Source organism: Acidobacterium sp. FHG110202_01 (assembly GCF_059115305.1).
The window spans coordinates 198,405-224,757 of sequence record NZ_JBZYWJ010000006.1; the positions used below are offsets into that span (position 1 = coordinate 198,405).

Annotated in this window: 24 protein-coding genes; 7 read left to right on the forward strand and 17 right to left on the reverse strand. The window is 58.1% G+C overall.

Features of this window, described 5'->3' with window-relative positions; genetic code table 11:
- The first annotated feature begins 23 nt into the window (after positions 1 to 23).
- Genes AC5S16_RS14255 through AC5S16_RS14275 form a run of 5 tightly spaced genes read left to right on the forward strand, consistent with a single transcriptional unit; the run spans position 24 to position 12,085 of the window.
- Complete coding sequence (locus AC5S16_RS14255; RefSeq protein ID WP_493930747.1) at positions 24 to 2,108, forward strand: hypothetical protein; 2,085 nt, start codon at positions 24 to 26, stop codon at positions 2,106 to 2,108.
- On the forward strand, positions 2,105 to 3,121 hold the full coding sequence (locus tag AC5S16_RS14260; protein WP_493930748.1) for a hypothetical protein: 1,017 nt from the start codon (positions 2,105 to 2,107) through the stop codon (positions 3,119 to 3,121). The genes AC5S16_RS14255 and AC5S16_RS14260 overlap by 4 nt, the downstream gene beginning before the upstream one ends.
- Positions 3,118 to 8,580 carry a DEAD/DEAH box helicase gene (locus AC5S16_RS14265; RefSeq protein ID WP_493930749.1) on the forward strand — a complete coding sequence of 1,821 codons (5,463 nt, stop codon included), beginning with the start codon at positions 3,118 to 3,120 and terminating at the stop codon, positions 8,578 to 8,580. The genes AC5S16_RS14260 and AC5S16_RS14265 overlap by 4 nt, the downstream gene beginning before the upstream one ends.
- A complete protein-coding gene (locus AC5S16_RS14270) occupies positions 8,567 to 10,066 on the forward strand; it encodes an ATP-binding protein (RefSeq protein ID WP_493930750.1) in 1,500 nt (499 codons plus the stop codon). Before AC5S16_RS14265 ends, AC5S16_RS14270 begins: the two co-directional genes overlap by 14 nt.
- Before the next feature lie 12 nt (positions 10,067 to 10,078).
- Positions 10,079 to 12,085 carry a Druantia anti-phage system protein DruA gene (locus AC5S16_RS14275; protein WP_493930751.1) on the forward strand — a complete coding sequence of 669 codons (2,007 nt, stop codon included), beginning with the start codon at positions 10,079 to 10,081 and terminating at the stop codon, positions 12,083 to 12,085.
- 706 nt (positions 12,086 to 12,791) lie between these two features.
- On the opposite strand, the gene AC5S16_RS14280 is transcribed toward AC5S16_RS14275, so the two are convergent.
- From AC5S16_RS14280 to AC5S16_RS14310, 7 genes are all read right to left on the reverse strand, one after another.
- Positions 12,792 to 13,211 (reverse strand): DUF6915 family protein, encoded by a 420-nt coding sequence (locus AC5S16_RS14280; protein WP_493930752.1) that lies wholly within the window; start codon positions 13,209 to 13,211, stop codon positions 12,792 to 12,794.
- 134 nt (positions 13,212 to 13,345) lie between these two features.
- Complete coding sequence (locus tag AC5S16_RS14285) at positions 13,346 to 13,705, reverse strand: HepT-like ribonuclease domain-containing protein (RefSeq protein WP_493930753.1); 360 nt, start codon at positions 13,703 to 13,705, stop codon at positions 13,346 to 13,348.
- Entirely contained in the window at positions 13,702 to 13,992 is a 291-nt protein-coding gene (locus AC5S16_RS14290; protein WP_493930754.1) for a nucleotidyltransferase family protein, read from the reverse strand. The genes AC5S16_RS14285 and AC5S16_RS14290 overlap by 4 nt, the downstream gene beginning before the upstream one ends.
- A gap of 123 nt (positions 13,993 to 14,115) precedes the next feature.
- A complete protein-coding gene (locus tag AC5S16_RS14295) occupies positions 14,116 to 14,871 on the reverse strand; it encodes a hypothetical protein (protein ID WP_493930755.1) in 756 nt (251 codons plus the stop codon).
- Positions 14,868 to 16,064: a vWA domain-containing protein gene (locus AC5S16_RS14300; protein ID WP_493930756.1), complete on the reverse strand. Its 1,197-nt coding sequence runs from the start codon at positions 16,062 to 16,064 to the stop codon at positions 14,868 to 14,870. Before AC5S16_RS14300 ends, AC5S16_RS14295 begins: the two co-directional genes overlap by 4 nt.
- An 11-nt stretch (positions 16,065 to 16,075) precedes the next feature.
- Positions 16,076 to 17,146: an AAA family ATPase gene (locus AC5S16_RS14305; protein ID WP_493930757.1), complete on the reverse strand. Its 1,071-nt coding sequence runs from the start codon at positions 17,144 to 17,146 to the stop codon at positions 16,076 to 16,078.
- Positions 17,147 to 17,403: 257 nt separating this feature from the next.
- A complete protein-coding gene (locus AC5S16_RS14310) occupies positions 17,404 to 17,808 on the reverse strand; it encodes a nucleotidyltransferase domain-containing protein (RefSeq protein WP_493930758.1) in 405 nt (134 codons plus the stop codon).
- On the opposite strand from AC5S16_RS14310, the gene AC5S16_RS14315 reads away from it, so the two are divergent.
- Together AC5S16_RS14315 and AC5S16_RS14320 are read left to right on the forward strand one after the other, a co-directional pair.
- The gene (locus AC5S16_RS14315) at positions 17,778 to 18,209 is read left to right on the forward strand and encodes a hypothetical protein (RefSeq protein ID WP_493930949.1); all 432 of its coding nucleotides are present in this window, start codon (positions 17,778 to 17,780) and stop codon (positions 18,207 to 18,209) included. The genes AC5S16_RS14310 and AC5S16_RS14315 overlap by 31 nt on opposite strands.
- A 215-nt stretch (positions 18,210 to 18,424) precedes the next feature.
- The gene (locus AC5S16_RS14320) at positions 18,425 to 18,748 is read left to right on the forward strand and encodes a helix-turn-helix domain-containing protein (RefSeq protein WP_493930759.1); all 324 of its coding nucleotides are present in this window, start codon (positions 18,425 to 18,427) and stop codon (positions 18,746 to 18,748) included.
- 73 nt (positions 18,749 to 18,821) lie between these two features.
- Here AC5S16_RS14320 and AC5S16_RS14325 read toward each other — a convergent pair whose 3' ends face one another.
- The 10 genes from AC5S16_RS14325 to AC5S16_RS14370 form a co-directional block, all read right to left on the reverse strand.
- Positions 18,822 to 19,265, reverse strand: a complete 444-nt coding sequence (locus AC5S16_RS14325; RefSeq protein WP_493930760.1) for a hypothetical protein — start codon at positions 19,263 to 19,265, stop codon at positions 18,822 to 18,824.
- Positions 19,266 to 19,380: 115 nt separating this feature from the next.
- The gene (locus AC5S16_RS14330; RefSeq protein WP_493930761.1) at positions 19,381 to 20,268 is read right to left on the reverse strand and encodes a hypothetical protein; all 888 of its coding nucleotides are present in this window, start codon (positions 20,266 to 20,268) and stop codon (positions 19,381 to 19,383) included.
- Positions 20,269 to 20,501: 233 nt separating this feature from the next.
- Positions 20,502 to 21,413: a hypothetical protein gene (locus AC5S16_RS14335; protein ID WP_493930762.1), complete on the reverse strand. Its 912-nt coding sequence runs from the start codon at positions 21,411 to 21,413 to the stop codon at positions 20,502 to 20,504.
- Positions 21,410 to 21,748, reverse strand: coding sequence for a hypothetical protein (locus tag AC5S16_RS14340; RefSeq protein WP_493930763.1), 339 nt, complete (start codon positions 21,746 to 21,748; stop codon positions 21,410 to 21,412). The genes AC5S16_RS14335 and AC5S16_RS14340 overlap by 4 nt, the downstream gene beginning before the upstream one ends.
- A gap of 434 nt (positions 21,749 to 22,182) precedes the next feature.
- Positions 22,183 to 22,728: a hypothetical protein gene (locus AC5S16_RS14345; protein ID WP_493930764.1), complete on the reverse strand. Its 546-nt coding sequence runs from the start codon at positions 22,726 to 22,728 to the stop codon at positions 22,183 to 22,185.
- A complete protein-coding gene (locus AC5S16_RS14350) occupies positions 22,725 to 23,639 on the reverse strand; it encodes a hypothetical protein (RefSeq protein ID WP_493930765.1) in 915 nt (304 codons plus the stop codon). The genes AC5S16_RS14345 and AC5S16_RS14350 overlap by 4 nt, the downstream gene beginning before the upstream one ends.
- 77 nt (positions 23,640 to 23,716) lie before the next feature.
- A complete protein-coding gene (locus AC5S16_RS14355; RefSeq protein WP_493930766.1) occupies positions 23,717 to 23,956 on the reverse strand; it encodes a hypothetical protein in 240 nt (79 codons plus the stop codon).
- 118 nt (positions 23,957 to 24,074) lie between these two features.
- A complete protein-coding gene (locus AC5S16_RS14360) occupies positions 24,075 to 24,389 on the reverse strand; it encodes a hypothetical protein (protein ID WP_493930767.1) in 315 nt (104 codons plus the stop codon).
- Between the two features lie 234 nt (positions 24,390 to 24,623).
- A complete protein-coding gene (locus tag AC5S16_RS14365) occupies positions 24,624 to 25,058 on the reverse strand; it encodes a hypothetical protein (protein WP_493930768.1) in 435 nt (144 codons plus the stop codon).
- A gap of 127 nt (positions 25,059 to 25,185) precedes the next feature.
- A complete protein-coding gene (locus tag AC5S16_RS14370; protein ID WP_493930769.1) occupies positions 25,186 to 26,097 on the reverse strand; it encodes a hypothetical protein in 912 nt (303 codons plus the stop codon).
- Between the last annotated feature and the right edge of the window lie 256 nt (positions 26,098 to 26,353).

Here is a 26,353-nt window from a genome sequence, read left to right on the forward strand (position 1 = left end):
TTTAATGGATCGGGATACTCGGCGTGCGAACACTGATTGGCGTTATTACGGGCACCAGACGGGACAAGTATGAGGACCAGATCGCGTGGATCCGCCCCTTAGCCCAGGCGACCAACGATACCTGGGAAGCCGTTCTGGCACCACAGGACGAATTTCCCAGCCGTGGCTCGATCTTCTGGCCACGTGCTGCGGGAGCCAGGGAGCACGCCCTTGTCCGTTTCCACGCAAAGAATGACGTCAAGAACGGCGGCCCTGACGAATACATGGCTGTTGACTCGCAGCTTGCCATTGAAACTCTCGATCTGCGCTGGGTAGGCGATTGTGAACAGGTACGTCTCGCGCTCACGCACGGAATTGAACTTCCGCATCTCGCCTCTCCGAAATACATGATTCGCTGCGCTGGCGACCTGGTCGTGGGCCCAGTCAGCTTGGTTTCGGAGGGCTCTGGGAGGGCCGTTCTCGAGAAGAACAATCGCGCCCGCATCGCCTGCTACCAACTCGGGAACGATGCTTTCCTCGACATCACGTTCGACAACGGAACTCGCACCATATTGGCGGGAAACCTCCCTCCAAGTCCCTTCAGTTACGTCGATTGGGACGACGACAAGTTAGTGATGCGTCGAGCCATCGAAGCGGCCGCACGCCTAAAAGGAAATGGCACGAACCTGCCGAGACAAGTAATCGACGATGCGACCACACAACTGACACAGTACGGAGCCGACGCCAACGCGAGATTGGAACTCTACCGTCTCACCCGGGCCAGACAACTTGCTGCCGATACGCAGCAGATTGTTTCCCTCGCCGTAGAGATATTCACTGGGCTCCGGGATCACCCGTCAGTCGTTCAGGAAATCCAGAAGTTCTACGAGGGGCAGCGGGACGAGATCCGCAGGAGAATTGAGAGCGAATACGAAGCCGAACAGGCCGCTGTGACACAACTCCGCAAGGAGCGCCAAGATATAGAGGACGCCGTCAAGTCCGCCCGCGGTCAACTCGAAGATGCCGAGGCAAGGCTCAAGGAGCAGGCATCCAGTCTTGAGGCCGCCCTCGCAGGCAGGATCGACCAGGTGCTCGGGAATGTGCCGGCACTGCTTGCAGACGTCGCTCTTCTGCGACCCTTCCTCGAAGGGAGGGCTTCGCAGCCTGGTCATCGAGCCGGCTGGACGCCCGATTGGCCCGTCGCAAAGTTCAAGATCGCAGACATTAAGGAACTGCGGTCACGAATGATTCCTGCTCTACGGGCGCTCGGAGTTGTGACGACAAGCTACCAGCCCATTCACGCCGCATTCGCCTCTGGCTTCGTGCCCGTCGTGAGCGGGGCGCGAGCCCTTGAGGCCCTCGAAGCCTATGCGCATGTGATCTGTGCTGGCCGCAAACTCATCGTCGAGGTGACATCGGCGACAGCTGATCCGCAAGACTTGTTCGGCAAATTGGAGCATGGTAGCTTTGTCCCTCACCCGGCAGGCCTGCTCGACGTCATCCGCGCAGCGCGCGAGCATGAAGGGCCATTTCTGGTCGTACTCGACGGGATCAACCGCGGAGCTACGGAATCCTATCTTCTGCCGCTGCTCAGGCTGCTCCGAAATCGCGCGGCCGCGATTCCGCTGTTTCATCCATACGCGATCGACCCATCCGACCCGTATCGATCCGAAACCCGAGTGCAGTGGCCGGCGAATCTACTCCTTGCAGCCACAGTGATCGAAGGCCCCACAACTCTTCCGGTTGCCCCCGCTGTCTGGAAGGACAGCATCCTGGCAGTGGCGGATGCGGATGGTGAATTCACAGAGCGTGCAGAACTCGGTGATGTATCAGAGGTGGACGGATCGAGCGGACTCCTGGACGTTTCTCCAACACGCGATCCGTTGGAATGGATCTCGGAAGAATTTCCCCGGCTCCACGGCAACGCAAGGCGATTCGCCGGTCCACTGGCAGCGGTGATTTCGGATCAAGCAGCACAACAAGCGGCAATCACGAAGTCAATCGTGGTTCCGTATCTTTCCTCGCTGGCGAACGACGATGAGCGTGCTGCGGAGACTGCGCGACTCGAGAAGACCCTCGACGGCGAACTCGGCGAATGGGTGAGTCTCGCAAGGCGGTCGATCGCATGACGCAACTGCAAGCCATCACCGAAGTGGAGGCGCACGCCATCCTTGCGCGCCAACTTACGGGAAGCGAAGCCTGCGATCAGATAGCCGAAGACTGCGCTTTGCTGCGGAGTTGCGCATGGGCACTCACGGATGGCGTTCATCCCGTACACGTTCTGCGGCTGCTGAATCTCGCGTCAACCCTGCATTTCGCCGGCGACGCATCCCGAGGGAAGTTGAAAGAGGCCGTTCAGGAGCTATCCGAATGCGGGGATATGGTGGAGATGTCCACCGGCCAGTGGCTGCCCGCGCCGACGCGGGAGGTGCGCCTGGGCACTGCCGATGATATGCGGCTGCTCGTAGGGGGATTCCCAACATCGTTGCTGCCTGTCGAGCATGCTGCCCAGATAGAGCACCTTGGCCCCTACAGAAGAATAAAGGGCGCCGTGCTCTCGAAAGAGTTCGAATTGCCACAGCAGAGTCTGGAGGCGTGGATGGGACTCGCTCCGAACGATCTGCGCGAATGGACGCAATCGGTCCTGGAGGGCAGCTACGAGCGCCACCGTCCTACCGGCCGGTCTATCGAAGTCTATGCTCCTGAACTGTTTTCGGTCTCGACGCCTCAGATGTTTCGCTGGGTAGACCGCACCGATAAGCTCTCGGGTATTTATCTGTGCCGCGAGGAACTCCCCTTCGGCGGTAAGAGGCACTACGCCGTAAAGATCGCGAAGGGCCAGATCATCGGGATTCGGACCATGCCGCCCTTCGACGTTCGGAGGCTGCTGTATGGACTCGATCTGCTGGCGGAGAAGGCGGTTACGGTCGAGGAGATTTCGCGTCTCGCCAATACGTCATTCGTTCTCAAGAGCGTCCTGCCGCAGGCGGAGCAAAGACTCTTCGCTGCGCTGGGACAGTTATCCGTGCCCGAAGACAAGTACTATCCGCAGACCTGGACATTTCATCAAGAGCACGCTGTAGAGATCAAGAAGCGGCTGGCTACGTTGGGCGTCAGCACGTTTGTAAGGACGCACAGATGACCGACATCGGAATCAAGCAGGTTGCAGAGAGGATTCATAACCGGCTTCAGCGCTACCTTGAGGCCCAGTACCACATCAAGGATCCGGCGCTCATTGGGGAACGTCATCGCCTGCTCCTCGAACCAGGCTCGATCGCCCAGCGCCCTTTCGTTGAAGTCACGCCTTCTTACGCCGTCGAACAGAGCTTCAATTCGTTGAAGATTCCGAGGACCGTCAGCGGTCTCCTCACAGAGTTGGGCGCGCTTCGGCCTGCGATCGGCGTCTACCCACCCTACAGACACCAGGCGGATGCGCTCGAAGCATTCTTCGGGAAAAGTGCCGACGACTTGATCGTTGCTACGGGAACCGGTTCGGGAAAAACAGAAACATTTCTATACTCCGCGATTGGCTCGCTCGCCATCGAAGCGACGGAACGTGCCGCATCGTTCGCCATGCCTGGAGTTCGCGTCCTCCTGCTCTATCCGATGAATGCGCTGGTCAGCGACCAAACGTCTCGACTACGGAGGCTCTTCGGAGATGAGCGCATGGCTGGGTTATTCGAAACACGCTGGGGACGACGCCCGCGCTTTGGCATGTATACAAGCCGCACACCGTATCCCGGAATACGAAGCAACGACAAGGACGGACGCAATATCGCGCCGTTGCTAGAATACTTTGTCGAACTTGAGGAATCCGGGGATGCAGAGAAACAAGACCTCGTTAAGGAACTGAAAAACCGAGGCCGCTGGCCGGCGAAAGACCTTATCGGATTTTTCGCTCCAGACGAAGAAGAGGTTAAGACCTATAAGTCAGGGAAGAACACCGGAAAGACCTATCGATCCAGACATTGGGATCACCGTCTGATTACGCAGCCCGGCGATCGTGAACTGCTCACTCGGCATGAGATCCAGAAGAATCCGCCCGACCTGCTCGTGACCAACTACTCGATGCTCGAGTATATGCTGCTGCGGCCGATTGAACGCTCCATCTTCCGCAAGACACACGACTGGCTCGCAAGCGACCCCCGCAACCAGTTTCTGTTGATTCTCGACGAGGCCCACATGTACCGCGGTGTCTCAGGCGCGGAAGTCGGCCTTCTGATTCGCCGCCTGCAATCGAGGCTTGGAATCTCACGCGACCAAATGCGTTGCATCCTGACCAGCGCGAGCCTTGGGGATGGCCCGGCCGCAGAGGCGGCAGGAAAACTGTTTGGAGAGGCATTGACCGGCAAGCGGAAGAGCGGCGGCTTTACGGTCATCCGCGGCACCAAAGAGGCGAGGCCAAAGTCATCTCCTGGAACGATGGCGGAGGCAGTTGCATTTGCAGCCGTCGATCCCGCGGTATTTGCCGGAATCGATAAAGCAGCCATCGAACAGGCTCTTGCCTCGATCGCAGCGTCCCTTGGCTGGGAAACGCCAAACGGGGACCGGCCACAGTACGTCAGCAAGCAACTCGCCGGTACCGGCCCGCTGGAATTGTTGATCGAGATATGCGCCGGCAACGGGACGGCATTTGAGTCACTTGCACGCCAGCTCTTCCCGACAGTTCCTCAGCAAGAGGCCGAGGCGGCAACAGATGGTCTTCTCGCATTGGGCTCTTTCGCCCGGCGCCATGAGAGTGGCCGACAAGAGCAGCCCCTACTCCCGACACGAGTCCACATGTTCTTCCGTGGCCTCCCATCGGTTCACGCCTGCCTGAATGAGGAATGTACGCAACGCAGGTACTCAGCGGATGGAAAGTCGGTGCTCGGCCGTTTCTATACGGAGCCGCGGACCAACTGCCCATGTGGTGCCCGCGTCTTCGAGATATTCACGCATCGGGATTGCGGCACATCCTTCATGCGCGCGTTCGGTGTCGGGCGCAGGGCAGATTTTCTATGGAACGAGCATGGCGGAACGCTGTCGCAGTTTGGCGCCCCTCTCCACGAAATCCACTTTCTCCTTGAGGAGCCCCACCCGGACCAGATTCGCAGCGTGGAGCCGGTATGGCTTGACATTGCCACTGGCCGACTGCAGGAACGGCAACCGTCCGAAACGGCCGGATTCAGGCTGGTATATCGGCCAACGGAAGCAGACGAGGAAGAAGGCCTATCCACATTCACAAATTGTCCGGTCTGCACGCGCCGAACCAACACTGGCGGATCACTCAAGATCATGGATCTGGCGACGAAGGGTGAGCAGCCATTCGCGAACCTCATCCGCGAGCAGTTCGTTAATCAGGTCGCGACCAAACCCCTCGACGAGCGCCACCCGAATGAGGGTCGTAAAGCTCTGCTCTTCAGCGACGGGCGGCAGAAGGCAGCTCGGCTAGCGCGTGACCTTCCGCGCGAAGTGGAGCGCGATTCTCTCCGTGAGGCGCTCATTGCTGCACTCAAGGAACTCGCCGACATCGGAAAGCCACCTGTCCCGGACGAAACCCTCTATGCCGCATTTGTCCTGGTCTGCGCGCGCCACCACCTGCACTTCTTTGATGGGCAGGACCAGAAGGCGCTACTCGAGGACTGCCATCGGCTGGAAAAGGACTACGACCTCGATCTTGACCTCGCCCTTCAGGATGGATGGAAAGCGGCGCCGCCAATACGCTTTCGGCAAGCTCTGTTACGTCAGATCAGCGACCCCTACTACTCGTTGATCGCCGCTTGCGCCGTTGTGGTGCAACCACGCCAGACGAAACTCAAATTACTCGAACGCCGCGTGACGGCCATCCCCGCGGAGACACTGACCGAGATTGCAGAGGCGTGGATTCACGAGATGCTGTATCACGACGCCTTCGATCCGAACCTCTCTTTGACGGCGCGCTATCAGGAGTTCCCATACTTCGAGCCGATTCGTGCAGACGGTCTCAAGACCTTCTTTGCAAAAGTTGCAAAACGAGCACAACTGGACGCGGACTCGGTCGATCAGTTGCGTACCGAGCTTTTCGACCTATTCACGCGTACGGCGGTCAGCACGGACGATTCAGGACGTTTGCTGATAAGCGACGCGCTCACGATCAAGACAGCGATTGACGAAGTTTGGTCTCAGTGCCTCTTCTGTGGCTATGTGCAACTCAAGCCGTTCCTCGGCTCATGCGCCGAGTGTGGGCAAAAGCAATTGGAGCCGCGCCCTCCAGACCACCCCTACATGCGGGCGAGGAAGGACTTCTTCCGCGAACCCCTGCGCGCGGTGCTGAAGGGACAGCGCCCTGTCCATATCACCGCGGAAGAACACACAGCGCAGCTATCCCAGCGAGACACTGGAGTCGTTTATGCGACAACCGAGGAGTTTGAACTGCGCTTCCAGGACGTGCCTTTGGGGAAAGACAAACCCGCCGTCGACGTCCTGAGTTGTACCACCACGATGGAAGTGGGCATCGACATCGGATCGTTGACCGCAGTTGGTCTCCGGACTGTTCCGCCGCTGAGGGAGAACTATCAGCAGCGAGCCGGTCGCGCAGGGCGCAGAGGAACATCGGTGTCGAGTGTACTCACCTTCGCTCAGGGAGGACCGCACGATGCCTTTCACTTCGAACATCCTGAGGTGATGATCAGTGGCCAGGCGCGCGAGCCGCGCATCAAGTCGGACAACCAGCGCCTCGCCAAGCGGCACATCTACTCATTCCTTCTCCAGACTTTCTTTCATGAACAGATGGACCAGTTACCGGAGGCTCAGCAGAGCACCCTCGCCGCATCCAAGCCCGACCTAATGAGTGCCTTCGGACTCGCCACGGCATTCTTCCACGGCGACGACCAGTTCACTTTCGCAGCTTTCGAGCAGTGGGCGAAGGGACCGGACTCAAAGCGAGTCCACGACCGTATCGTGTCATGGCTTCCCGATGAGTTGTTTCCTGATCCGAGCAATCGTGAAGCCAAGAAATCCGCCTTTGTTAAGGCGATCACTGCCGAACTGACCGAGGAACTCAAGGCGATTCAAGAGGAACTCGAAGCAAATGAAGCCCGCGGTGCCGAAGAACCAACTGCTCCTGAGGAAACAGCTGAACCGCTCACCTTACTCGATCTTCTGTTCGATAAAGGCTTGCTGCCTTCTTATGCGTTTCCAACCGATCTTTGCAGTTTTGTGATCCAGGAGTACGCGGACTTTGGCAAGGTCATCGAACGGGAGCGTCCGCAACTCGGAAAGACGCAGGCTCTCAGTGAATACGCGCCAGGAAGAATCCTCGTCGTCAATAAACAGACCTATCGCGTAGGAGGAATCTTCTTCGATGGTTTGGCAACCGCTAGTCCAGCGGAAGGACGGTTTGATGGACCTCGGGAACGCTACATCGGGTGTCCGCGATGCTCCTTCGTGCGACTGGAACAGACCGCCGACGTCGCGAGTCCGCCCTCCCAGCAGGAATGCCCCGTCTGCCACGGAGAACTGCAGGCGAACGAATTGCTGGATCCGCCCGCGTTTTCTCCGGAGGCAGGCAGGCGCCTGAGGGACGAGGACAGAGATCAGGACATTACCTACGCTTCCAGCGCCCAGCTTCCCGAATTGGTTGATCGGGATTTTCAATGGGATAGCCTCACCGGGTCGCAGATCTCCTTTGCCTATCGGGAAGGGGTTAAGCTGATCGTTACCAACAAAGGCAAGAACGGTACAGGCTTTGGCGTGTGCGAAACCTGCGGCGCTGCCTGGCTCTCTGACGACCCCGAGTCTGAGAAAGAGCACTCGCGGCCCTTTCTGCTGCCCGAGTATGTCCGTAAGAGGGAGCAGCCGCCCAAGCATTGCAGCGGTCACGTCCGGAAGGGCCTTTACCTCGGACACCAGTTCCGCACGGATATTCTTCTTCTGCGGTTCGAATTCGACGCCACGATGGACTTCAATCCTGAGCGACCGTGGGTCAACGACGCACTCGCAACCTGCTCGGAGGCTGTAGCGCTGGGGGCGAGTCTTGGACTCTCTATCGATCCTGGTGAACTCAGTTCCGGCTATCGCTTCGTCCCTGCGACACATGGAGGCATCGGAACCGCCGAGATATACCTATTTGATACCGCGTCGGGCGGCGCCGGTTACGCATACGAAGTGGGGAGGAACCTGCAGGCGATGTTGCCTCGCATTGAGGACCTGCTGACAGTCTGCCCCGCACACTGTGAGCGTTCCTGCACAAAGTGTCTGCGACATTACGGGAACCGCTTCCTCCACCCGCGGCTGGATCGTCGGCTGGGCCTGCAACTCCTTCGATACGCGAGACTGAGCGAACTGCCGGCAATCCCGTCCGCTGGGGAGCAGCGGGCCACTCTGGAACCGCTGGCGAGATTTCTCCAACTGGAGGGGTGGACGCTTGCGTGGGCCGATGCGGCCCTGCTCGCTACCCCTGTTGGCGGAACCAAATCTGTTGCGATCGGCACCTATTCCGCTCTTCTTTCCAAGGCAGAAGCAGAAAAACGTCACCCCCTGACGCACGGCCCGGGAGGAACTTGCATTCTGCTGCCCGACTACCTGGTGGAGCGGGACCTGCCATCCGCCTATCAGGAGGTAGTGAAGCATGTCAAAGTATAGGACTGGAGAATATCCCCTAGTCGCGATCCAAACCTTCATTGAAGCCACACGGGATTCCGGCTACAAGAGCACAGCCGCAGCTCTTTCCGAACTCGTCGATAACTCCTTCGAAGCCGAGGCGAGCACAGTGTCGGTCTGCTTGTCCGAAGATTCGGACGGCAAGTGCATTACTGTGACGGATGATGGAACCGGGATGTCTCCCCAGACCATGCAACTGGCGTTGCAGTTCGGCGGCAGCACGCGGTTCAACTCCCGGATGGGCACGGGGCGCTATGGTATGGGTCTGCCGAACGGTTCCTTGAGTCAGGCCCGCCGCGTGGATGTGTACAGTTGGACAGACCCGGGAAAAATCTGGGCCAGCTATCTCGATGTCGATGAAATCGCCTCTGGCGGGATCTCTGCCGTTCCGGCGCCAAGCCGGATTAGACCGGGAACTCCTGATGACGCTCCGTCATCGCCTACAGGGACCGTGGTCGCACTGACCAAGTGCGACCGGCTCGATTTTCGCACGCAGAAGACCCAGGCAAAGTACCTCCATCTGGAATTCGGCCGCACCTTTCGCCACCAGCTATACAGTGGCAAGAAGCTGTTGATCAATGGAGAGTGGGTCAAACCGATCGATCCCCTGTTTCACCGCAACGGCAACAACCTGACCGGAGCGGAGCCCTATGGGCCAACCCTCTACTACGACGTAGCCTCACCGGGTGGCAAAGCTTCGAGAATCTCGGTACGGTTTGCCGTGCTGCCGATCGAACAGTGGTGCTCTCTCTCCAACGAGGAGAAGAATGCGCACGGGATCTCGAAGGGCGCCGGTGTCTCCATTGTGCGTGGTGGCCGTGAGATTGACTGTGGCTGGTACTTCATGGGTTCCAAGAGGAAGGAGAACTATGACGACTGGTGGCGCTGCGAAATCTCCTTCTCCCCGGAACTCGACGAGTTGTTCGGTGTTACCCACACGAAGCAGAAGGTCTATCCAACCGAGATGCTCGAAAGCATCCTGACTCCGGACCTGGAACGCATTGCGAGAGAACTGAACAGCCTTGTTAGGCGCCGCTACCTTGCCGTCCGTGAAGAGTCAGTAGAATTGAAGAGTACGGTTGTCGCAGAGCATAGGGATTCCCTGATGGTTCCGGTCGTCTCCCGCGGCCGGAGCGCGCAGAACGCCCCGCGCACTCGGGGAAGGATTACTCAACTGGGCTACAGAATCGATGAACAGGTATTGGAAGAGGTCAGTTTTTATCGTCCGTCGCTGGCGCAGGAGCGACTCACGCTAACACTGAATCGGGATCACAACTTCTATCAAAAGATTTATCAGCCCTTGGCGGCAACTCGGCAGGTCGAATCTGCAAGAGTCTTGAACCAGCTACAACTCATGCTCCTTGCTGTGGGACGCGCCGAATGCGCGCTGAGATCGGTGGAGGAGAAGATTGCTGTCCGACGGTTGAGGGAGACGTGGAGTAATGCTCTTACGGCTTTCCTGGATTAGGACGCAATCACGATGGGCCAAACAGTCACCCTCAATCCGAATCTCACTGTGCTCATGCCGCTCTTTCGCGAGAGATGCGCGTGCATGCGCAGGATGGTTCGCAACTGCCGTGAAGCCGTCTCCGCAGAACTGATCCAACAACTTCGATCCAGCGTCCTTGCGCCCCTGACCAAGCCAACCAAGGCGCAGGCCGAGGAACAGCTAGAATTGCTTGCGTCGTTGAGCGTCGCCATCGACCTCATTGCCCAGGGATGGCGCATTATCACCACCTCCCCGGCCGTGGTGATCGAATTCACGAACGGATTCTCGCCGGAGGCGGAGAAGGAACGCATTCGGCACGTTCATTTGATCGACCGAGACGACCAACTGCGTCAGCCGGCCACGCGGGCCTTCATCAAAGGGATGGAAAAGAAGCGCCTGACCAAGAAGGGGTGGCACTCCATCTATTCGGTCATGCGGGATGGCGAAAGCCTTGCCCGAGACCTGTCCGCGGTTCGGAGCGCGCCTGACTTGCAATCGAAGCTCGACCAACTTCGCAGCGCAATCAAGCCGTACATTCAGTTCGTCGAGCGGGACGCCTATTGCGAGCATACCGGACTACGCCTGATGGACATCTGGCGTTACTTCCGGCATACCTGGGTGAACTCTTACAAGAGTGTTCCAGGCCGTTCCATGATGATCCTGATCCGCGATGCGGCGGTGGCGAACCATCCAGTGGTCGGAATTGCCTGCCTTGCCAGCTCTGTAGTCCAGCAGTCCTCGCGGGACAAGTGGATAGGTTGGGACTCGGAAAGCGCCATCGAGCACTTCCGGACTTCGACGAATCCGAAGCGGGACGCCGCATGGCTTCTCGGGGAGGTTGACCGCTTCATCAAGAGCATCTACCTCAAGGACCTGCTCGATAGCAGTCTCGTCGCTCGGCCCGACTTGCGGAAGCCGACGCCCCAGATCATCGAGAAACTCCTGAAGGATTCCGAGCGCGCCATCAAACATCACCGGCGCTATCCCAACGCCGCGCGGCACAAGCACGTCACCACGGGGTCTGTCGCGGAGTGGCGCGAGCGGGCGGAGACGAGTCTTTTCCGCAGCAAGCGGTCCAAACAACTTGCAGCTCTGCTCTCTGTGCGATCGGCATTCCAGGAGCAGAAGATCGGCAACGACGTAACGAAGGCGGCTTGGATTCAAGCGTTCGAAAACGCCCGGTTTCGGCAAGCAGTCGGCCAGATTGTTCGAATGCTGAAGGGCGAGCGGGTAGGCGTCAACATGATGGACATCACCGTCTGCGGCGCGGTCGCGCCTTACAACCTCTTGCTTGGCGGCAAACTCGTCTGCCTTCTCCTATGCAGTCCCGAGATCGTCAACGGATACCAGCACCGCTATGAAAATCAAACAAGTCTCATTGCCTCCAGCATGCGTGGCGCCCCGGTCCACAGGAAAGCACAACTCGTCTTGCTCTGCACAACGAGTTTGTACGGTTCTGCTCTGAGCCAGTACAGCCGGGTCAAAGTACCTACCGAAGCGGTTGGCGGCAAGCCGCACGAGAAACTTGAATATCGCCCCATCGGTCTCAGCGAGGGCTTCGGCTCGTTTCACATCAGCCAGGAGACACTCGGCCTGATGGGGACACTCATCGGCCGCTCGAAGGAAGCACGCAAGGTGAACTCCATCTTCGGCGAAGGAGTCAACCCGCTGATGAGGAAGATTCGCGAGGGCATGGAACTGCTGGGCCTTCCCTCCGACGTGTTAATGAACCACGGAAACAAACGCGTCGTGTACGGTGTTGCACTTGCCAGAAACTTTCATGATGTCCTGCTCGGCTTTACCGACTCTGCACAGTACAACATACCCCGAACGCGAGACAAACAGAGAACGGAATTGCTCGCCGACTTCTGGCGCCAACGCTGGCTCGTCAATCGCTTGGAGAAGCCTGGCATCCTCGATGAAGTCACGAAGCACACGACCGTCTATCCCATTAGGCACGGAGCCCAAGTGACATTGCCGGAAGTCGGGAACAGCTAATCCAGGAGATGATGAAGGGCTATCACGCTCCCAGGGTGCTTTACAGTGAAAGACGTCTGAGTTGCATAGGATTTCTCGATTGCTTTTCGATCAGGTTGATCATGCACGCTGAAACAATGAACGGATCGCCCCGCAGATTGTGCTTCGCATGCCGCTTCGTTCCAGCTTTCGTCGTCCGTCATTGGGCCCTCAACGGAGAACACCTTATTGTCGGAGTCCACAACGCACAGGTAGAACCGCTTTAGTTCTCTTTTTTCCATATCTTCGACCTTCCTTTCAGGCTCTTCGTTATCCATTCTCATATCGGCCGGATGTCAGCGCGGAGTTCCCTAACCGTACGCAACCATCCGGAGGAGATAACTCGCTACGAACAACAAATCCGATGCCTCGTTAAGTGGGTAAACAACCCGGCGGACATCGCGGTCGGGCAGCGGTCCGCATTACGCGATCACTCAACTTGCCGCAGCTAGCGACCGGCGGCGCTAACCACGCTACTCCCTATAAGCGCGATGTGCTCGATATCTTCACTGTAGATGAGCAAGCTTTATGCTCGTCTTCTCGATGCGTGATAAATCGCCAAATCGCTCAGCAAGACTAATTCCGCCTCTGCCCACGTGGAAATCCAGAGGCTCGCAGGCGATTCGACCGACGCTTCATTCTGGCGCGGCCAAAATATGCTTTATGCCCTGCCAAAATATGCTTTAGATCACATACATTTCTCCTCCTGTGCGAGAGGTTCATCCTGCGAAGTTGTTGCGCCTTCGGGAATGCAAAAGCTTTGAACGGAGCGGCGCTGCGCCGTTGTCAGGCCATTCATCCAACTCCGGATCGGCATCTCGCGAAGGAAATCCGCCGGCGTCAGGATGGCCTTCATGTCTTCGAGGATGTGGACTTCGGCAAGGGTGCGCGTCGCCACCTGCTTGCCGTCAGATGGGCGCCGATAGAGGTCGCCGAAGAACTGCTCGCACAGGGCGACACCAAACGTGGTGTGCAGCAGAGCGCGATGGCGCCAGTCAGCCAGGTAAAGCTTCGACTGGTCCAGAAACTTATGAAGAGAAACGTAATCCTCGGCCACTCCGCCAAAGCGGCGTGCCGAGGATTCGCTGTGAAACTGTACATTTCCCATGACGAAGACCCTCCTGAAGAATCGATGGATGGATGGGGAAGGGGAGGATGGAGCGCGAACCGGTATTTTGTGCAGGAGGCAGAAGGGCTGCAGGTGCGGCTGCTTGAGGCGCAGAGAATTCTGATCGAAAGAGGTTAGGTGGTCAGCAGCGGCAGGACAGCCTGCTTCAAAGGCGGCAGATTCGTTTGGATGGTCCGCCAAACGATTTCAAGGTCCACGCCGAAATATCCATGGGAGAGCGCGTTCCGCATGTCAGAGGCCGCGCGCACGGGCAGTTGCGGATGTGCGGCCACGAAGTCTGGGAACCGCCGTTCCAGGTTGCGGCTCGCTTCGCCAATCACCTCAAGGTTTCGGATGACAGCATCCTGCGCCAGCGTATTCTGAACGAACGCAGGGTAGGTCAATCCCTCCGTGTACCGTTGGATACGGTCGATGGCTTCGAGGATGTGTTTGAGATAATCGCGAAGGTCAGGTACCGGCGTGCGGCTTGTCATATAGGCTGTGCCTCGGACAGAACCGCGTCCCGCATCCTCTCATCCAGCGCCTTCGGAGTGAGTACATCCACGGGAATGCCCAGCAGATCTCTCAGCTGGTAGCGAATGGTCCCGATATCGAACAGGGTAGTTTCGGACGTGGGATCGATGAGAATATCGAGGTCGCTGCTTTCCGTATCCTTGCCGTGAAGGACCGAGCCGAAGACACGGGGATTGCGGCCGTGAGCGGATTCGATGATGCGGTGAATTTCGACCCGGTGTTGGCGTAGTGCCTCCGACGGCTTCATGGAATCCTCCCTTTCGTTATTATGCCCAACTATAGACCCAAACCCAAGACGGGTCGAACAGGATCTCCTGAGGGAACAGACAAGACACTGAGTCTGGAGTTTGTTGCGCAGGAGCGCCGCCCGTCAGGACCCATCCCCGAGGATTTCCAAGGCCCGGACTTCGAGGCCTGTGTTGTGTTCGCTGAGGGCGCGCAGCAACGCCTCCCTCGCTGAGGCCAGCTCATGAAAGCTCGGCCGCGGAATGGAGTAGTCGATCGAGTATGGTTCTTCGTAATAGCCCGACGCCCGGCCTGAAGCGCCGTCATTGTATTCGAGGGTCCATCCCACAGGATCGTTCCATTCGAAACCAAGACGGATCAGGGAAACGATCTTCTGCTGGTCCTGTTCATTGATGTCTCCGTCTTGCATCAACTCGCAGTATTCGGAGACTTCAGGTTCGTCGCTTTCGGTGCCAGCATGGATGATGACGTCGAGGTCCTCGCGTTCCTCATCCCAGATCGCCGGGAAGAGATACAGCACTCTGCGAATGTGCGCCTCGAGTTCTTCCTGGCTGCCGCTTTCAAAGGACAGCTCTGCGCCGAGAAAGTCCTCGGCTCGCAGCACGCGTTCGTCTCCAAGCTGATCGTTGATCTCATCCCAGAAGAGAGAGTGTGCATGCTCCTCGAGGACGCTTTCGCGCGCGTCGTCGTTCAGATCCTCAATGAGAGAAGGGTCCCAGGTGAATGCGATCGGATCCTCCGGATTGTCTTGGTCGATACAGGTTCCGGTCCCGTTCGTTGAGAAACAAAAGACAAAAGGATCGGAATTGTATTCGCCGGTATCAATAGTGATTCGGTACGATGCGATCCCCGTGGGCATTTTTCCGCGAAGAGAATTCATGCGCCTCCTTGCCATGGCAATAGAAGTTTCTGGCCGAAAGGAACGGGAAGATCCTGTGTGACTGCCCAGAGAAGAGGAAAGCCTGGGTTCTTTTCCGGGAAAGTACCTGCCAGATCCGTGAAGTAAACAGCAACATCGATCTCCATCCGCCGCAACAGATCGATCGCTGGCCGAAAGTCTGTGCCCCCGCCGCCGCGGGCCGTATAGTCACGGATGGGCTGGCGATGCAGACTGACTTGCTGGACCTCAGCGTCACAGTCAACCAGTACCGCTTCGCATCCCGTGCGCACCAGCAATCCATTGATCTCCGAAAGAAAGGTATGAAGCAACTGGCTACTGATCGATCCCGACGTGTCGATCACGACACCTGCTCTCCGCAGCCCGCGCTGACGGTCGATACCAGGTTCGATCCAGCAAGCCTTGCTCCCAAGCGCGAGGGTTCGCCGGCTCACACGGCTCCAGGAAGTCTCTGTTCGAGGCATGAGCCGCGCGGTGAGAAACTCCCGCAGCACCGCTTCCCAGCGCACGTGCTGCCGGGGAAGGTCGGCCGAGAGTCGCCGCAGGACCGATCCGGGCGCAGAGCCGGCCTGCGCCCGGATGAGACGTGCCCGCCAGATGCCTGAGTCGAGCTGTTCCATTCCTGTGCCTGAAAGCGGACGGACTGGAGAAGTCGCAGGATCGAGATCGCCCTCCAAAGCATCGGCGCGAAGTACAGGCGAGTTTGCTTCCTGGGCGACGCGCCTTCGCATTGCGCGATAGATTTCTTCCGCCGTCCATAGCTGCGCCGGACGTGCCGTGAGTTCTGATTCCGTGAGCAAGTCCTCCGGCATCCAGGTGTCCTGCGGAAGACGGCACCACTTGCAAGAGCGGATCGCCTGGTTGACCACCGCATCGCAAGCACGGTTCCACACCAACGCATCGAACCGAGGGCCCTCTTCGACAGCGAGGGCCTGCCCGCGCGGAACATGGCGCAGGGCGACATGCAGCGCCTCGTGAATGGTGATCGCTACCTGATGTTCCGGCTCGTAGGCGAAGTAGGGGTCGGCAAAATACATTTGGCTACCGTCCGTCCAGGCCACGCGATTGGGGGCGTGGACGACGACCGCGGGGACGTAGAGAAGAATGCTGGCCAGACCGATATCCTTGCTGACCGCGCGGCGCAGGTTGCGTGAGAGGATTTCATCCGCTGTCATCGTCGCCTTCCTCACTGCGCCAGCTCGCGGGCTTTTCCGCTGTAAAGACGGGAGTAGGCCTCCGATTTGATGACAGTTGCAAAGAGACCCGTCTGATGCGCTTTTGCGAGCAGCAGTTCCATGCCCAGCGTCTGAATCTCGCGGCGTGGCAACGCATCGCCAATACCAGCCACTGCATCGAGCAGCTCAATCGATTGTTCGAAGTGTTTGCTCTTCTCCGCATAGCGGACCAGCGAATAGGTCAGGCCATAGAGACTGGGGAGCGTCGCAGGGATCAGGCCAGCGGCATGTTTCGGAGTTTGCCTCAACAGTTGGTCGATCGGTGGTAAATGACTCAGCTCCTCGAGCGTATGGAAGAACTGCACCGCGACTGCTTCTCCCACATATCCGTTCACGCCCATCGTGCGCTGCCGAAGTTCCTTCGTGCAACGGAGGATGCTGGAAACCCTGGCCCAGGAGCGGGGCGAAGGCCGGACCAACTGGTCAGTACCTTCCTGTCCGCCACAGCTGTCCAGCATGTCCGGTCGTATGCGGAGAAAAGTGATGACTTCGGGCGCGATGTCATGGGTCAGAGCCCAGGCAATCCAGTCTTCGAGGCTGGCGACGGCATTGAGGTGAAGGAATCGGTCCGAGAGGGCCGAGCCCATCCCATAACTGATTGCGCCGTCCTCGGGCGCATTGCCCGCTCCCGCCACCCATGCCTTCGGCGGTAAACGGTGCTTGCCCACGCAACGATCCTGGATGAGTTGGTAGGCCGAGGCCTGCAGACGTGGCTCGGACGCGGTGAGCTCGTCAAGAAAGATGACCACCGGGGCATCGATCTCCGGCAGGAATTCAGGACGTACCCACTCCACCTGGCCCGTGCGGTGGTTGATGCGCGGAAGTCCGCGAAGATCGCACGATTCAAGAGTCGTGAGGCGAAGGTCGATCAAGTCCATTCCGGCGCCGCGGGCAAAATCACGAATGACTTCAGATTTGCCCACGCCGGGCTTGCCCCAGAGAAAGACAGGAAGGCGCAGTTTGTACGCCATAGGCAGAAAGCTGGCGATCTCCCGTGGACTGCTGGGAAGGATATTGAGCATTCGATTTTCCTTAGGGTCGGTTCTGGATGGGATTGGAGTAACTGGCGGTATACGCCGTACCTCGCTCAAGCAAGCGGTTATGGCGGATCCCCGAAGAGACCTGCTCCATCTCCGCAAGGAGACGTTGTCGCAGATGTGCTTGCCGAGAGGGCAGACTGAGAACAAAAAGCGTTTTAGACCGCGCGGTCGTTCGGCGAGGAGACGGTGCTGGAGCTGTGGGAATCCGTTTGAGCAGCGGCTGCAAGGAATGCCGCGTTTTAGCGAATGCGCGGTTCCGAAGGTCCGGGTCGTTTCGTTTCTGCGGTTTCCTCAGATGCAGTTGTGCGTCGAACACGCTTGCGATCTTTAGAAACTTCGATCTTCGCGTAGGTCTCTAATTCTGGGTCGTCGGCGTAGAAGAATTGAACGTCGACGGTACGGCCATTCCACCGAATCGGCCATGTTTGTAGCGCGTGCCAGCGTTCCGAAAACTGAAGCGAAGTGAATCGTCGTCGTTTGGGAATAACGACAGCGATGTCGAGATCAGAGCCCGCATGGGCATTGCCTCTCGCCTCAGAACCCACAATGAAGGCGTCCAGGATGGGACCTCGATATCGCGCACTGAGGTTGTTGCGGAGTTCACTCCTTATCCATGCCAGATCCGGATGATCACACGAGTACATTCGTTTTCCTCGCCCGCCGATTCTCACGCTACGCGCCGGAAGCGAAAACAGTCATCGTTCTTTCGGATCCTGCCGCGAAACGTCATGCCGTTGCGGTGAAATGTCAGAACATTTCCGCGGAGCACGGCACGCTCGGAGACGACGGTTCCAAGCCAGGTCCTGACTTCCGTCTTGCCGGCATTCCTGGAACAATAGAAGATGCCACCGAAACCGACAGGGCAGTTCTCTTCCAGGCCTCGGATGAGAGCCCGATCCAGAAGCTGATTATGGGTTTTCGCATGCTGGGAGGTAATGTCGATCCTCCCGAATTGGGCATCGTAGATGCCATGACCGGGGGCATCGAAGAGATAGCCAAGCAGGGTCTCCTGCCCGTCTTGCTCGACTGTAATCAGGGAACCTAGATGCTTGAATGCAGGAGTGTTCATAGTATCTCCTCCGGATGTCGCGGGGCAGTGAGCCCCGGTCTGATGGACTGAGACGGGAATCTTTCGAGGTGTGCGGCTTTCCGATGCGCAGCCGCGTCATTTTCAGACATCGAGTAACTTCTGGCAGAATCATCGGAGAGGAAGAAGCAGTTCGATCGAGGAGTCAGCTGATATACGCTTTGAAGAGCTCCATGGGTAGAACCACCATCGAAGCCGTGCAGCGCGCGGTTGCGCTTCAGTTCGGCGTGACGGTGGAACAGCTCAGAAGACACGGAAGATCGGATCCGGTGGTGCGCTCCCGGCAGGCTGCCATGTATCTCGCGCGTCAGCTCACCGGAGCATCCTTTCCGCAGCTGGGACGCTATTTTGGCGGAAGGCATCATACGACGGTCATGCATGCCGTCCGAAAGATTGAGGAGCAGCAGCGGTCGGACAAAATCCTGATGTCTGCTCTGGAGGGCGCGTTGCGGCTATTGGAAGGAGACAAGCGCACACGGATGAACATCCAGTCATGAGACCATGCACTCGAATGTTGTTCGCCCGGTGTTCTCGTGGCGCGGCATGGCCGCGAGCAGCGCGTCTGTGAGGCTATTGAGCGATAGTCGGGAATTTGCGGAAATATCCGTAGACACATCGACTTCCGGCGCGTGAGCAGTCATGGGTGTCGTGCAGGACGCCATCGATCACAACTGTGAGGTGGCGGGAGACCTTGACGATCAGACGGCCCGGAGGCAGCTCAGAGGCCCGCAGATGCACTTGGCAGCCCGATCCGACTTTCATGGTTGGAACCCATTGCCAGCCAAGCATGGCAAGGTATCGCTGGTATGTTCGGCGATAGACGCCGGATTCGCTGTTGGACTTGGTTCGTTTGCGTCTTCCCAGACGCTCCTTCACAGTGAGGCGGTTCAGGGCATCATGAACTTCCTGGTAGGGCTTCGCCGTCGCGATGGCGATCGCGCGGGTTACACAATCCCCGGCACGCCCGCGATATCCGGCGACAGCTCTCCCACCGTCGTCAAATATGAATTGCATGGCTTATCTCCTTGCCCGAAGCTTTCGGGAAGTTGGCCGCGAAGCGCGGAGTCCAAATTGGCATTGAAGAGAGACCGCTTATGAAGGAAGCCGGCGAGGTGGAAGGACCTGCGCCTCATTCCTGCCACGCGTCCGGACCTGGGCAAGGACGCACTTGTGTCCAGCACGTTCGTCCCTTCTTGCTCCAGTGGAGATAACCATTCTCGTTCTCGAACCAACCATTCTCGATCCCATGGATGTACCCCCAGGCGAGATGCGCACGGTTGGCATGGCAACGCGAGGCATTGATGGGCCATCGCTCCCTCGTCCTCTTCCCGCTTCCGTCGCTCTGACATGCCACAGGCTTATCAAAGAGCGCGAGGACGTTGGCCGCATCATCGTGTGGCTCGGGTGCATCGAGTGCCGACATGACCTCTCGCACTTCGCGAAGCAGGCTCGTCAATGGCCCCTTTTCGTGCGGATAGGAGCAGCGATAGCTGACAGCTGCGGCCAGATCGGCATCGGTCGTGAAGCGGCGCGTCTCAAGCAGTTGCCGTGGATGGGAGTGGATGAGATCGACGGCATGCCACCACGTTCCCGGATGGATGCGGGCGATCGAGACACCATGCTCATTGACACAGGCATCGGCGCTCGAAAGTTCATAGCCCCGCGCGAGCATACTCACGATGAGCGGATGGTCCAAAAGCAGCGGATGCAAGACTGCAATGCGGCGTATTCCATCGGGACCGCGCTCGGTATATGCCGGAAAGCGGAAGAGACGCGATGGAAGGTTCCATGGGGCCGGGTATGGCTGGTCGGTTCTCCATGCGGCGATCGCGCCGTCATGTTCCACCTGGTAAAGATTCGGGAAAATACCGTCAGTCACTAACCGTTCCGCAAGGTGATCCCGCGCTGCTTCTGCAGCAATCCTCCGTGCCTCCGCCTCTGCCTCCATTTCGGAGGCCACTTGTGCCGCAAATAGACCGGATAACAATGTCTCGTCGGATGCTTTTTGTTTCACCATCGCTTGCCCTCCAGCTTTTGCGTCAGGCGCGCCTCCAAGTGAAGTGTCCCGCAATAGAAAAGGCCCGGATTGCCGGGCCATCATCGAAGGGGGCTATTGGACGCGAAAAGTCGTCCGTTGATCAGGCGAAAAGCGGACCGCGCAGAACCCAGACGATCTCCGACACCGTGGTCAGACCGATGATCTCGGCGAGTTTGCGCTAAGTTGCCGGTCAATGAGCTGCGGGAAAGCGCTCAGGTGGACTGAGACTTTCGCTGCCGGCTTCGACGAAATGTCTCCTTGGGTTCGACCAGGGTAGGAGGAAAGACCCAGCTGACGCCGTTGTACGGGACGCGCACGCGCTTGCCGTACCGGGCCACGGCCATATACTGTTTACGACCTTCCTCGTCGATCACCTGTTCGTACCAGGCATTCGGGTCAGAAACGAAGATGCCGAAGTTTCGGGCGTAGGCCCCGTCGACGCCAGAACCGCCCCGGCGATAACGCCTGCCCATCCATTCGAAGGCGTAAGCTTCTTCCAGGTTCCACAGGGGGAGCAGACCGAGATAGTGCTTCGTGCTCAGCCTCGCCTGTGGTCCAGACTGATCGATCTCCGGAAAATGGTGCCAGGCATAGTGGCTGCAGCGTTCAAAGTGCTCGCCGCACTCCAGCACCATAAAGTTGGGAACAACATCGAAGCGAAGGTCCCCGACATGCTGCTCTAGGCTGCGCAGTTGGAGAACATGAACAGCCATTGCTGCTGGATCGATGACATAGACCCATTCGAGATCGGAGCCGACAACAGTACGGTGCGTATACTGCAACGCATCGAGTTCCTCGAGCAAGTTATGGCTGTGATACTTCGCTTTTGGATCGGGATATTTGCGGCGGCGGCGCCGGCCCATCATCATTGCACCGCTGATCGAGTGTGGTTGTCCGGTCATCCTGCCGCAGTACTCGCAGATGCCGCCCTTGAGATAGTTTCGCCAATCATCGAAGAGAAGGATGTCGCGTCCGATCTCTTCCAGCGTCTTGCCCAAAAGCATTGTCCGGCCCAGATACTCATATAACTCCCGACCCAAGCCCGTGGGGCAGGAATCGGAGTGGTTATAGACGCCGCGCCAGCGATCAAGTGTGCCGACGGCGACGGCTCCTCGGGTGCTCATGGCTGCGTCACCTTCGCATGGGCTTCGCGGAAGCCTCCGTGCATGCGAGTCATCTCTTCGCGGATGTTCCTGAGATCGTCTGCTCCGATCTTAGCTCCTGTGCTCTCCGCACTAGCGCGCCAGATATGGAGGGCGCGCTCCGTGAGTTCGTCCCAGAGGCCCTCCTCAATGAAGTGTGCACATTCGGAGCAGGCTGTCCACTGCGAATCGAAGACATGGATGATGGCTTTCGACAGCTCGACCCGGACGGGAGCGGCTTCGTAACTCTTGACGCCAGGCGCGGCGCTGCAGAAATCGCACACCGCGGCCTCGGAAACAATGAGAGGTGTTTCCATACAGAGTCCTTTCGTTCTTATGAGGGCAGTCCGGCGGCACTACCCGTCTGTTTGGAGAAAATCGGAACTGGCGCGCTGCGGCGCGCGGAAGAACAGGTAAGGCAGATGGAGACCGTCGCTGCGCGCAGGACCGTGGGTATCGTCATCGGGGACGGTAAAAACAAACGGCCTGGTTATATGCCTCCAGTGAACCGTGAAGGCCAGCGATAACGGTCGTCACGACATTCGCCGAAATAATTCGCTGGGTGATAGGCACCGCAGCATTTGCACTCCTGCCAGTTCTCTGGAGGATTTTCGTCTCCGACAAAGAACTGTGCTGGAGTTGCGACGTAGATATTCCCATATGCGTAATTCATAAAGGATTTCTTTCTAACCATGGCTGCATGCGACAGACGCGGGGCGATCTGCCTGTCCTCCCTTGCTGCGTGCGGAGATCAATCAACGTTGACAAGGACCTTGCGCTTCCCGTCGCGCGTGATCCAGTACCGTTCGCCGCCCCAGTCGTGGTAGGGCAAACCAATTTCGACGTACTCCCCGCGCTTCCGGATCTTGTAAAGGAGCCAGCGCCGGGATTGGGACTCGAATTCAAGCGCGCGCGAAGGATTGGCCATGCACCAGCGATAGGCCATTTGCTGCCAGTCCGTCATGGATGACGTGTGCTCCCGCACGAACTTCGCCATCGAGACCTGGTCGCCGACGAGGTAAGAGCGTCCTGTCTCGAGCGCCTTCGACCACAGACCGTAATCGGCGTCTTCGCCATTCGTATAAGGATTCGTCTCCTCGCGGACTTGGTAAGAAAATGGCTGCAACAGGAGACGCCGGTTGAGATCGGGATAGCGGCCGTCCACGGAACGGCGTCCGTTGATGCAGCGGCTGCGGAATTCGAGAAAGCTCAGGCGCGCCGGGTCGGCATGCCACTCGGCGTCCCCGAGGTCCGAGTGAGTTTTCATGGAAGGGACAGCGCTCGATTTCATGGTCATGCGATTTCCTTTCCTCCGATGGGTGGGGCTGGCTGGATCTGCATCAGAGAGTCTTCGGAAGGAGGAAAGGGCAGTCGATAACCTTTTGTACGCTCCTCTAATCGCTGAAGAAACGAGTCGATCGCATTCGGGCCCAATCGGTCCCCGTGTCGGACCGTACGCCAGAATTCCTCCGGCGTGAGATCAAGCCGCTGCGTGAGCGTCCGCAGATCCTTTTTGTCCAAGGAACGTAGAAACCGGCTTTTGGTTGAGCGCATCGCTTCGGTGACCAGGCGGCGCTCCGGTCCGAGGATCTGCTTAAAATTGTCGCGAAACTCCCATCTCTGTCGCAGCTTGCTCGTCGCTTTCAGCTGATAGGTAATGTTTCGCGGATAGAGGTCGTCCTCCGGCTGTAACGGCCGGAGGGCGATCAGCTCGCCCCAGGATTTGCTTTTGGCAATGTCCCCAGCCTCGCTGATCGTACCGAACACAATCGCATGCTCGAATTCAACGCGCAGCTGGGGATTCGCGCGGATCGACTCCTCCGTCCACAAAGAGCTGAAGCGGGGATCGCCTTGGAATCCCTGAATAGATTGATTCGCGAGAGCAGCAGCCACGAAACCAGGAACGTCGACTTGTTCGAGCAATGCGTCGATCCGTCTGACCGTGAGTCCGAGCATGGCTCCCACCGCTCCGAGTTTGGCTTTCATGAGCAGCGCAGCGCTGTCCGGGCGCCGAAGCGCGGATTGCACCATCCGCTCGCGGGCTGCTTGCCAGAAAAAAGCATCATTCTGATCGCCGGAGGCAAAGGTCTGGCGCAATTTTTCAATCTTCTCGAATCCCGCTGTCGACATTACCGCGCGTACCGCTTCACGATCGGTTAAGAGGGGCCGTACTGGCAGGCTGCGGCGCTTTCTGGAAGGCGGTTTCATCCCCGTGGACGCGGATTCTTTGAAAGCTCTTGACATGGCATCTCCGAATGAGTGAGCGCTCCAGGGATGGATGGAAATCACACGCTGAAGACCGCGCGCACTTCCGCTCCGAGATGCTGAACGATCTCGTTCGCAGTGTCCTTCGTGAAGCGCCAGTAGTGCCTCTGGTGGATGACGTTGATACCCTTTTTCTGCAGTTCACCGGTAAGTATGTTGAGACATTGCCCGTGGTAGAGAAACCGCACGGGCGTGCCGTTGGGAACCATCTTTCCCTTGAAATACTCAATATCTTCCGGGCAAAGCTTCGGTCCGCACATGGCTGAGCCTCCGCGGTCGAAAAAGTGTTGGAGATAACCTTCTTTTTGTGGCGTGCCAGACGATGTTTCGCATTCCGGAACGAGGTGTGTCAGAAGTCCAGGCCCGATTGGTCTGGTCTCAGCTGGGTTCAAGAAATTGCCCTGAGGGGTCGAGAGCGGCGCAGGCGAGATGCAGGCTGGCTTTATGGCCAAGATCGCCGGCAGGATGCAGAGAAGGAGATTCCAGCTTTTGAGTGGGCGGAATCATATCTCGGCCTGCGGCGATCGTCGTCAATGCGTCGGAGCGGTCGACGACGTGGATCTGAACAATTGCGGTGCGGGCCACCAACCCCTCGCACAACTCGAACATGAGATTGTCGATGCTCTGGCGGGTCGCGAGGTCCTCGCGGGTGACAACCTCGATGTAGACACGACGGTAGACAGGAGAATCCATGTCAAGCAACCTCCGTAAAACTGTGGTGCCGGTGGGCAAGGGATGCCTGCTTCGTTGCGGCAGTCAAGAAATAGTGCGAACACGGATATCTATTCGTCTTGCCAGCTGCCACACCGATGTGCGGTACTCTCGTCCGTCAGCTGTCACTGGCCAGAAGAATGCGGTAGGAATCAGGAAGTCATAGGCCTCGCTGACCGCAATCCGTCGGAGGGACGTCCTGGTGACGGGCAACCGCTACTCTGCGGTAAGTTGCTCCGGATCCAGGGGGAGTGTCCAGCCACACCACTCGGCAAGCAGAGCGGGGTCGGTGACCTCGACGGTCTGTTCGCGAGGGTGCCAGATGCCGACGGGTATCATGTGGCGGATGCCGATCCGGCCGCAAGCAACGGTCGGATACTTCTGCGCCATCCGGCCATGCGCGTGAAGGCAGCGACGGGCAAAGCGCGAAAAATAAGCGTCGCCGTAGAGGTTTCCCTCATAGTAGAAGATCATCGTAAGCGGTACGTCGTCCGGTCTCGGACAACCGACGATAGCGCTCCCCGGAAGGATGCGGAAGGGATGATCAATCCAAGGCTTGGTGGGAATATAGATCGGGACGGGATCAAAGTAATCAGGGGCGAGCCGAGGATTGTCGTAGCTGGATACACCCGACGGCGGTCTGGACGGCATAGTATCTCCTTTATTGAGGACGAAGTGTTCTGCAAGTGTTTGTCGGATCGCTGGGCGGCGGAGGAGATTCGCCTGACTGGGGAGGACGACTGGGTATAGACTCTGAGCGAGAACCATCGCTCGTTCTTTACTCCGGCGTCTCGCGGTCGGCGAAAAAATGCTCCGGGAATGGCCTGACCAGCCAAGGTGCGTAGAGAATTCCATTGACCTTGGCCGCGCGGATCACCTCGGCGTCTATGTCCATTCCGAACAGTCGCAGCGAATATCCTGCACTCGACAGAAGCATTCTTCCGGTGCCCATGCATGGATCGCAGACCGTCAATGATCGTGCCTCTCTCCAGCCAATGCCCGCGAAATTTATCTGTACCATCAGTTCCACGGCATGCTCGGGCGTAGGAAAGAATGCATGAATATTCCATTTGCCTTTCTGGTTTGCGATCCATTCTCCCCAGTAATCATGAGGCTCTAAGAGCAGCGGCGCCAGATTGACAGACCGGTAGAGATGTTCGTGCAGTTCCGGGGAGAGAGAAGGTTGCTCCGGGTTGAGGCCAAATCCCCAGAGAAGCCAATCGAGAAGCACTGTCATTGGCGAGGACCAACCACCACCGAAGCGATCGATCAGACGAATCCAGCTCTCGATCTGCTTGTATCCTTCCGAGCGTTCTCCTCCGCAGGTGAAGTCCAATTTTGGTATTGGTTCGTCCAGAAGTTGTCCTGCGATCATCGTGCGAAACCAGTAATCCCAGCGCGCAGGAATTTCGAGGTTTTCCTCGAGCAGGATGCGATAGTACATGAGCCATCCTGGATAATCCCAAGGCTTCTTTTCGTCTGACACTTGCGGAACGCGGCCGTGCTTCTTGAGGAACGCTACCCATTCGCAATCATCTGCCATTTTGCATTTCATCCAGTTCCCCGGAGGAGGCAGGGGCGAAATGCGCAGGGGCGGCGCAACAGCACTATGCATGGCGGGCTGCGCGGAAGACGGCTCAACACCGTCTTCATCCCCTCCGAAGAGGGATAGCTGAGACTTGGAACTCATGAGCGACCTCAAAACAGAGAACCGCCCGTTCCGGGCGGCATCGTGAGATGTAGATATGTGCTGCTTGAAAACTTCGGAGTTAGGGCGGTGACTGCCGCTGTCGGCCTGAACAGCAATTGGGGCTGGCTGCTTTAGGAACTATCAGCTGGGTTCAATCGGTCGCGGGATACTCTCACGCCGTCTCTGGTGAGTCAGCACTAAACCTTCGCCGGAGTGTCCGGCTTCTCGCTCGTTCCGGCCTACGCATGTCTTCACG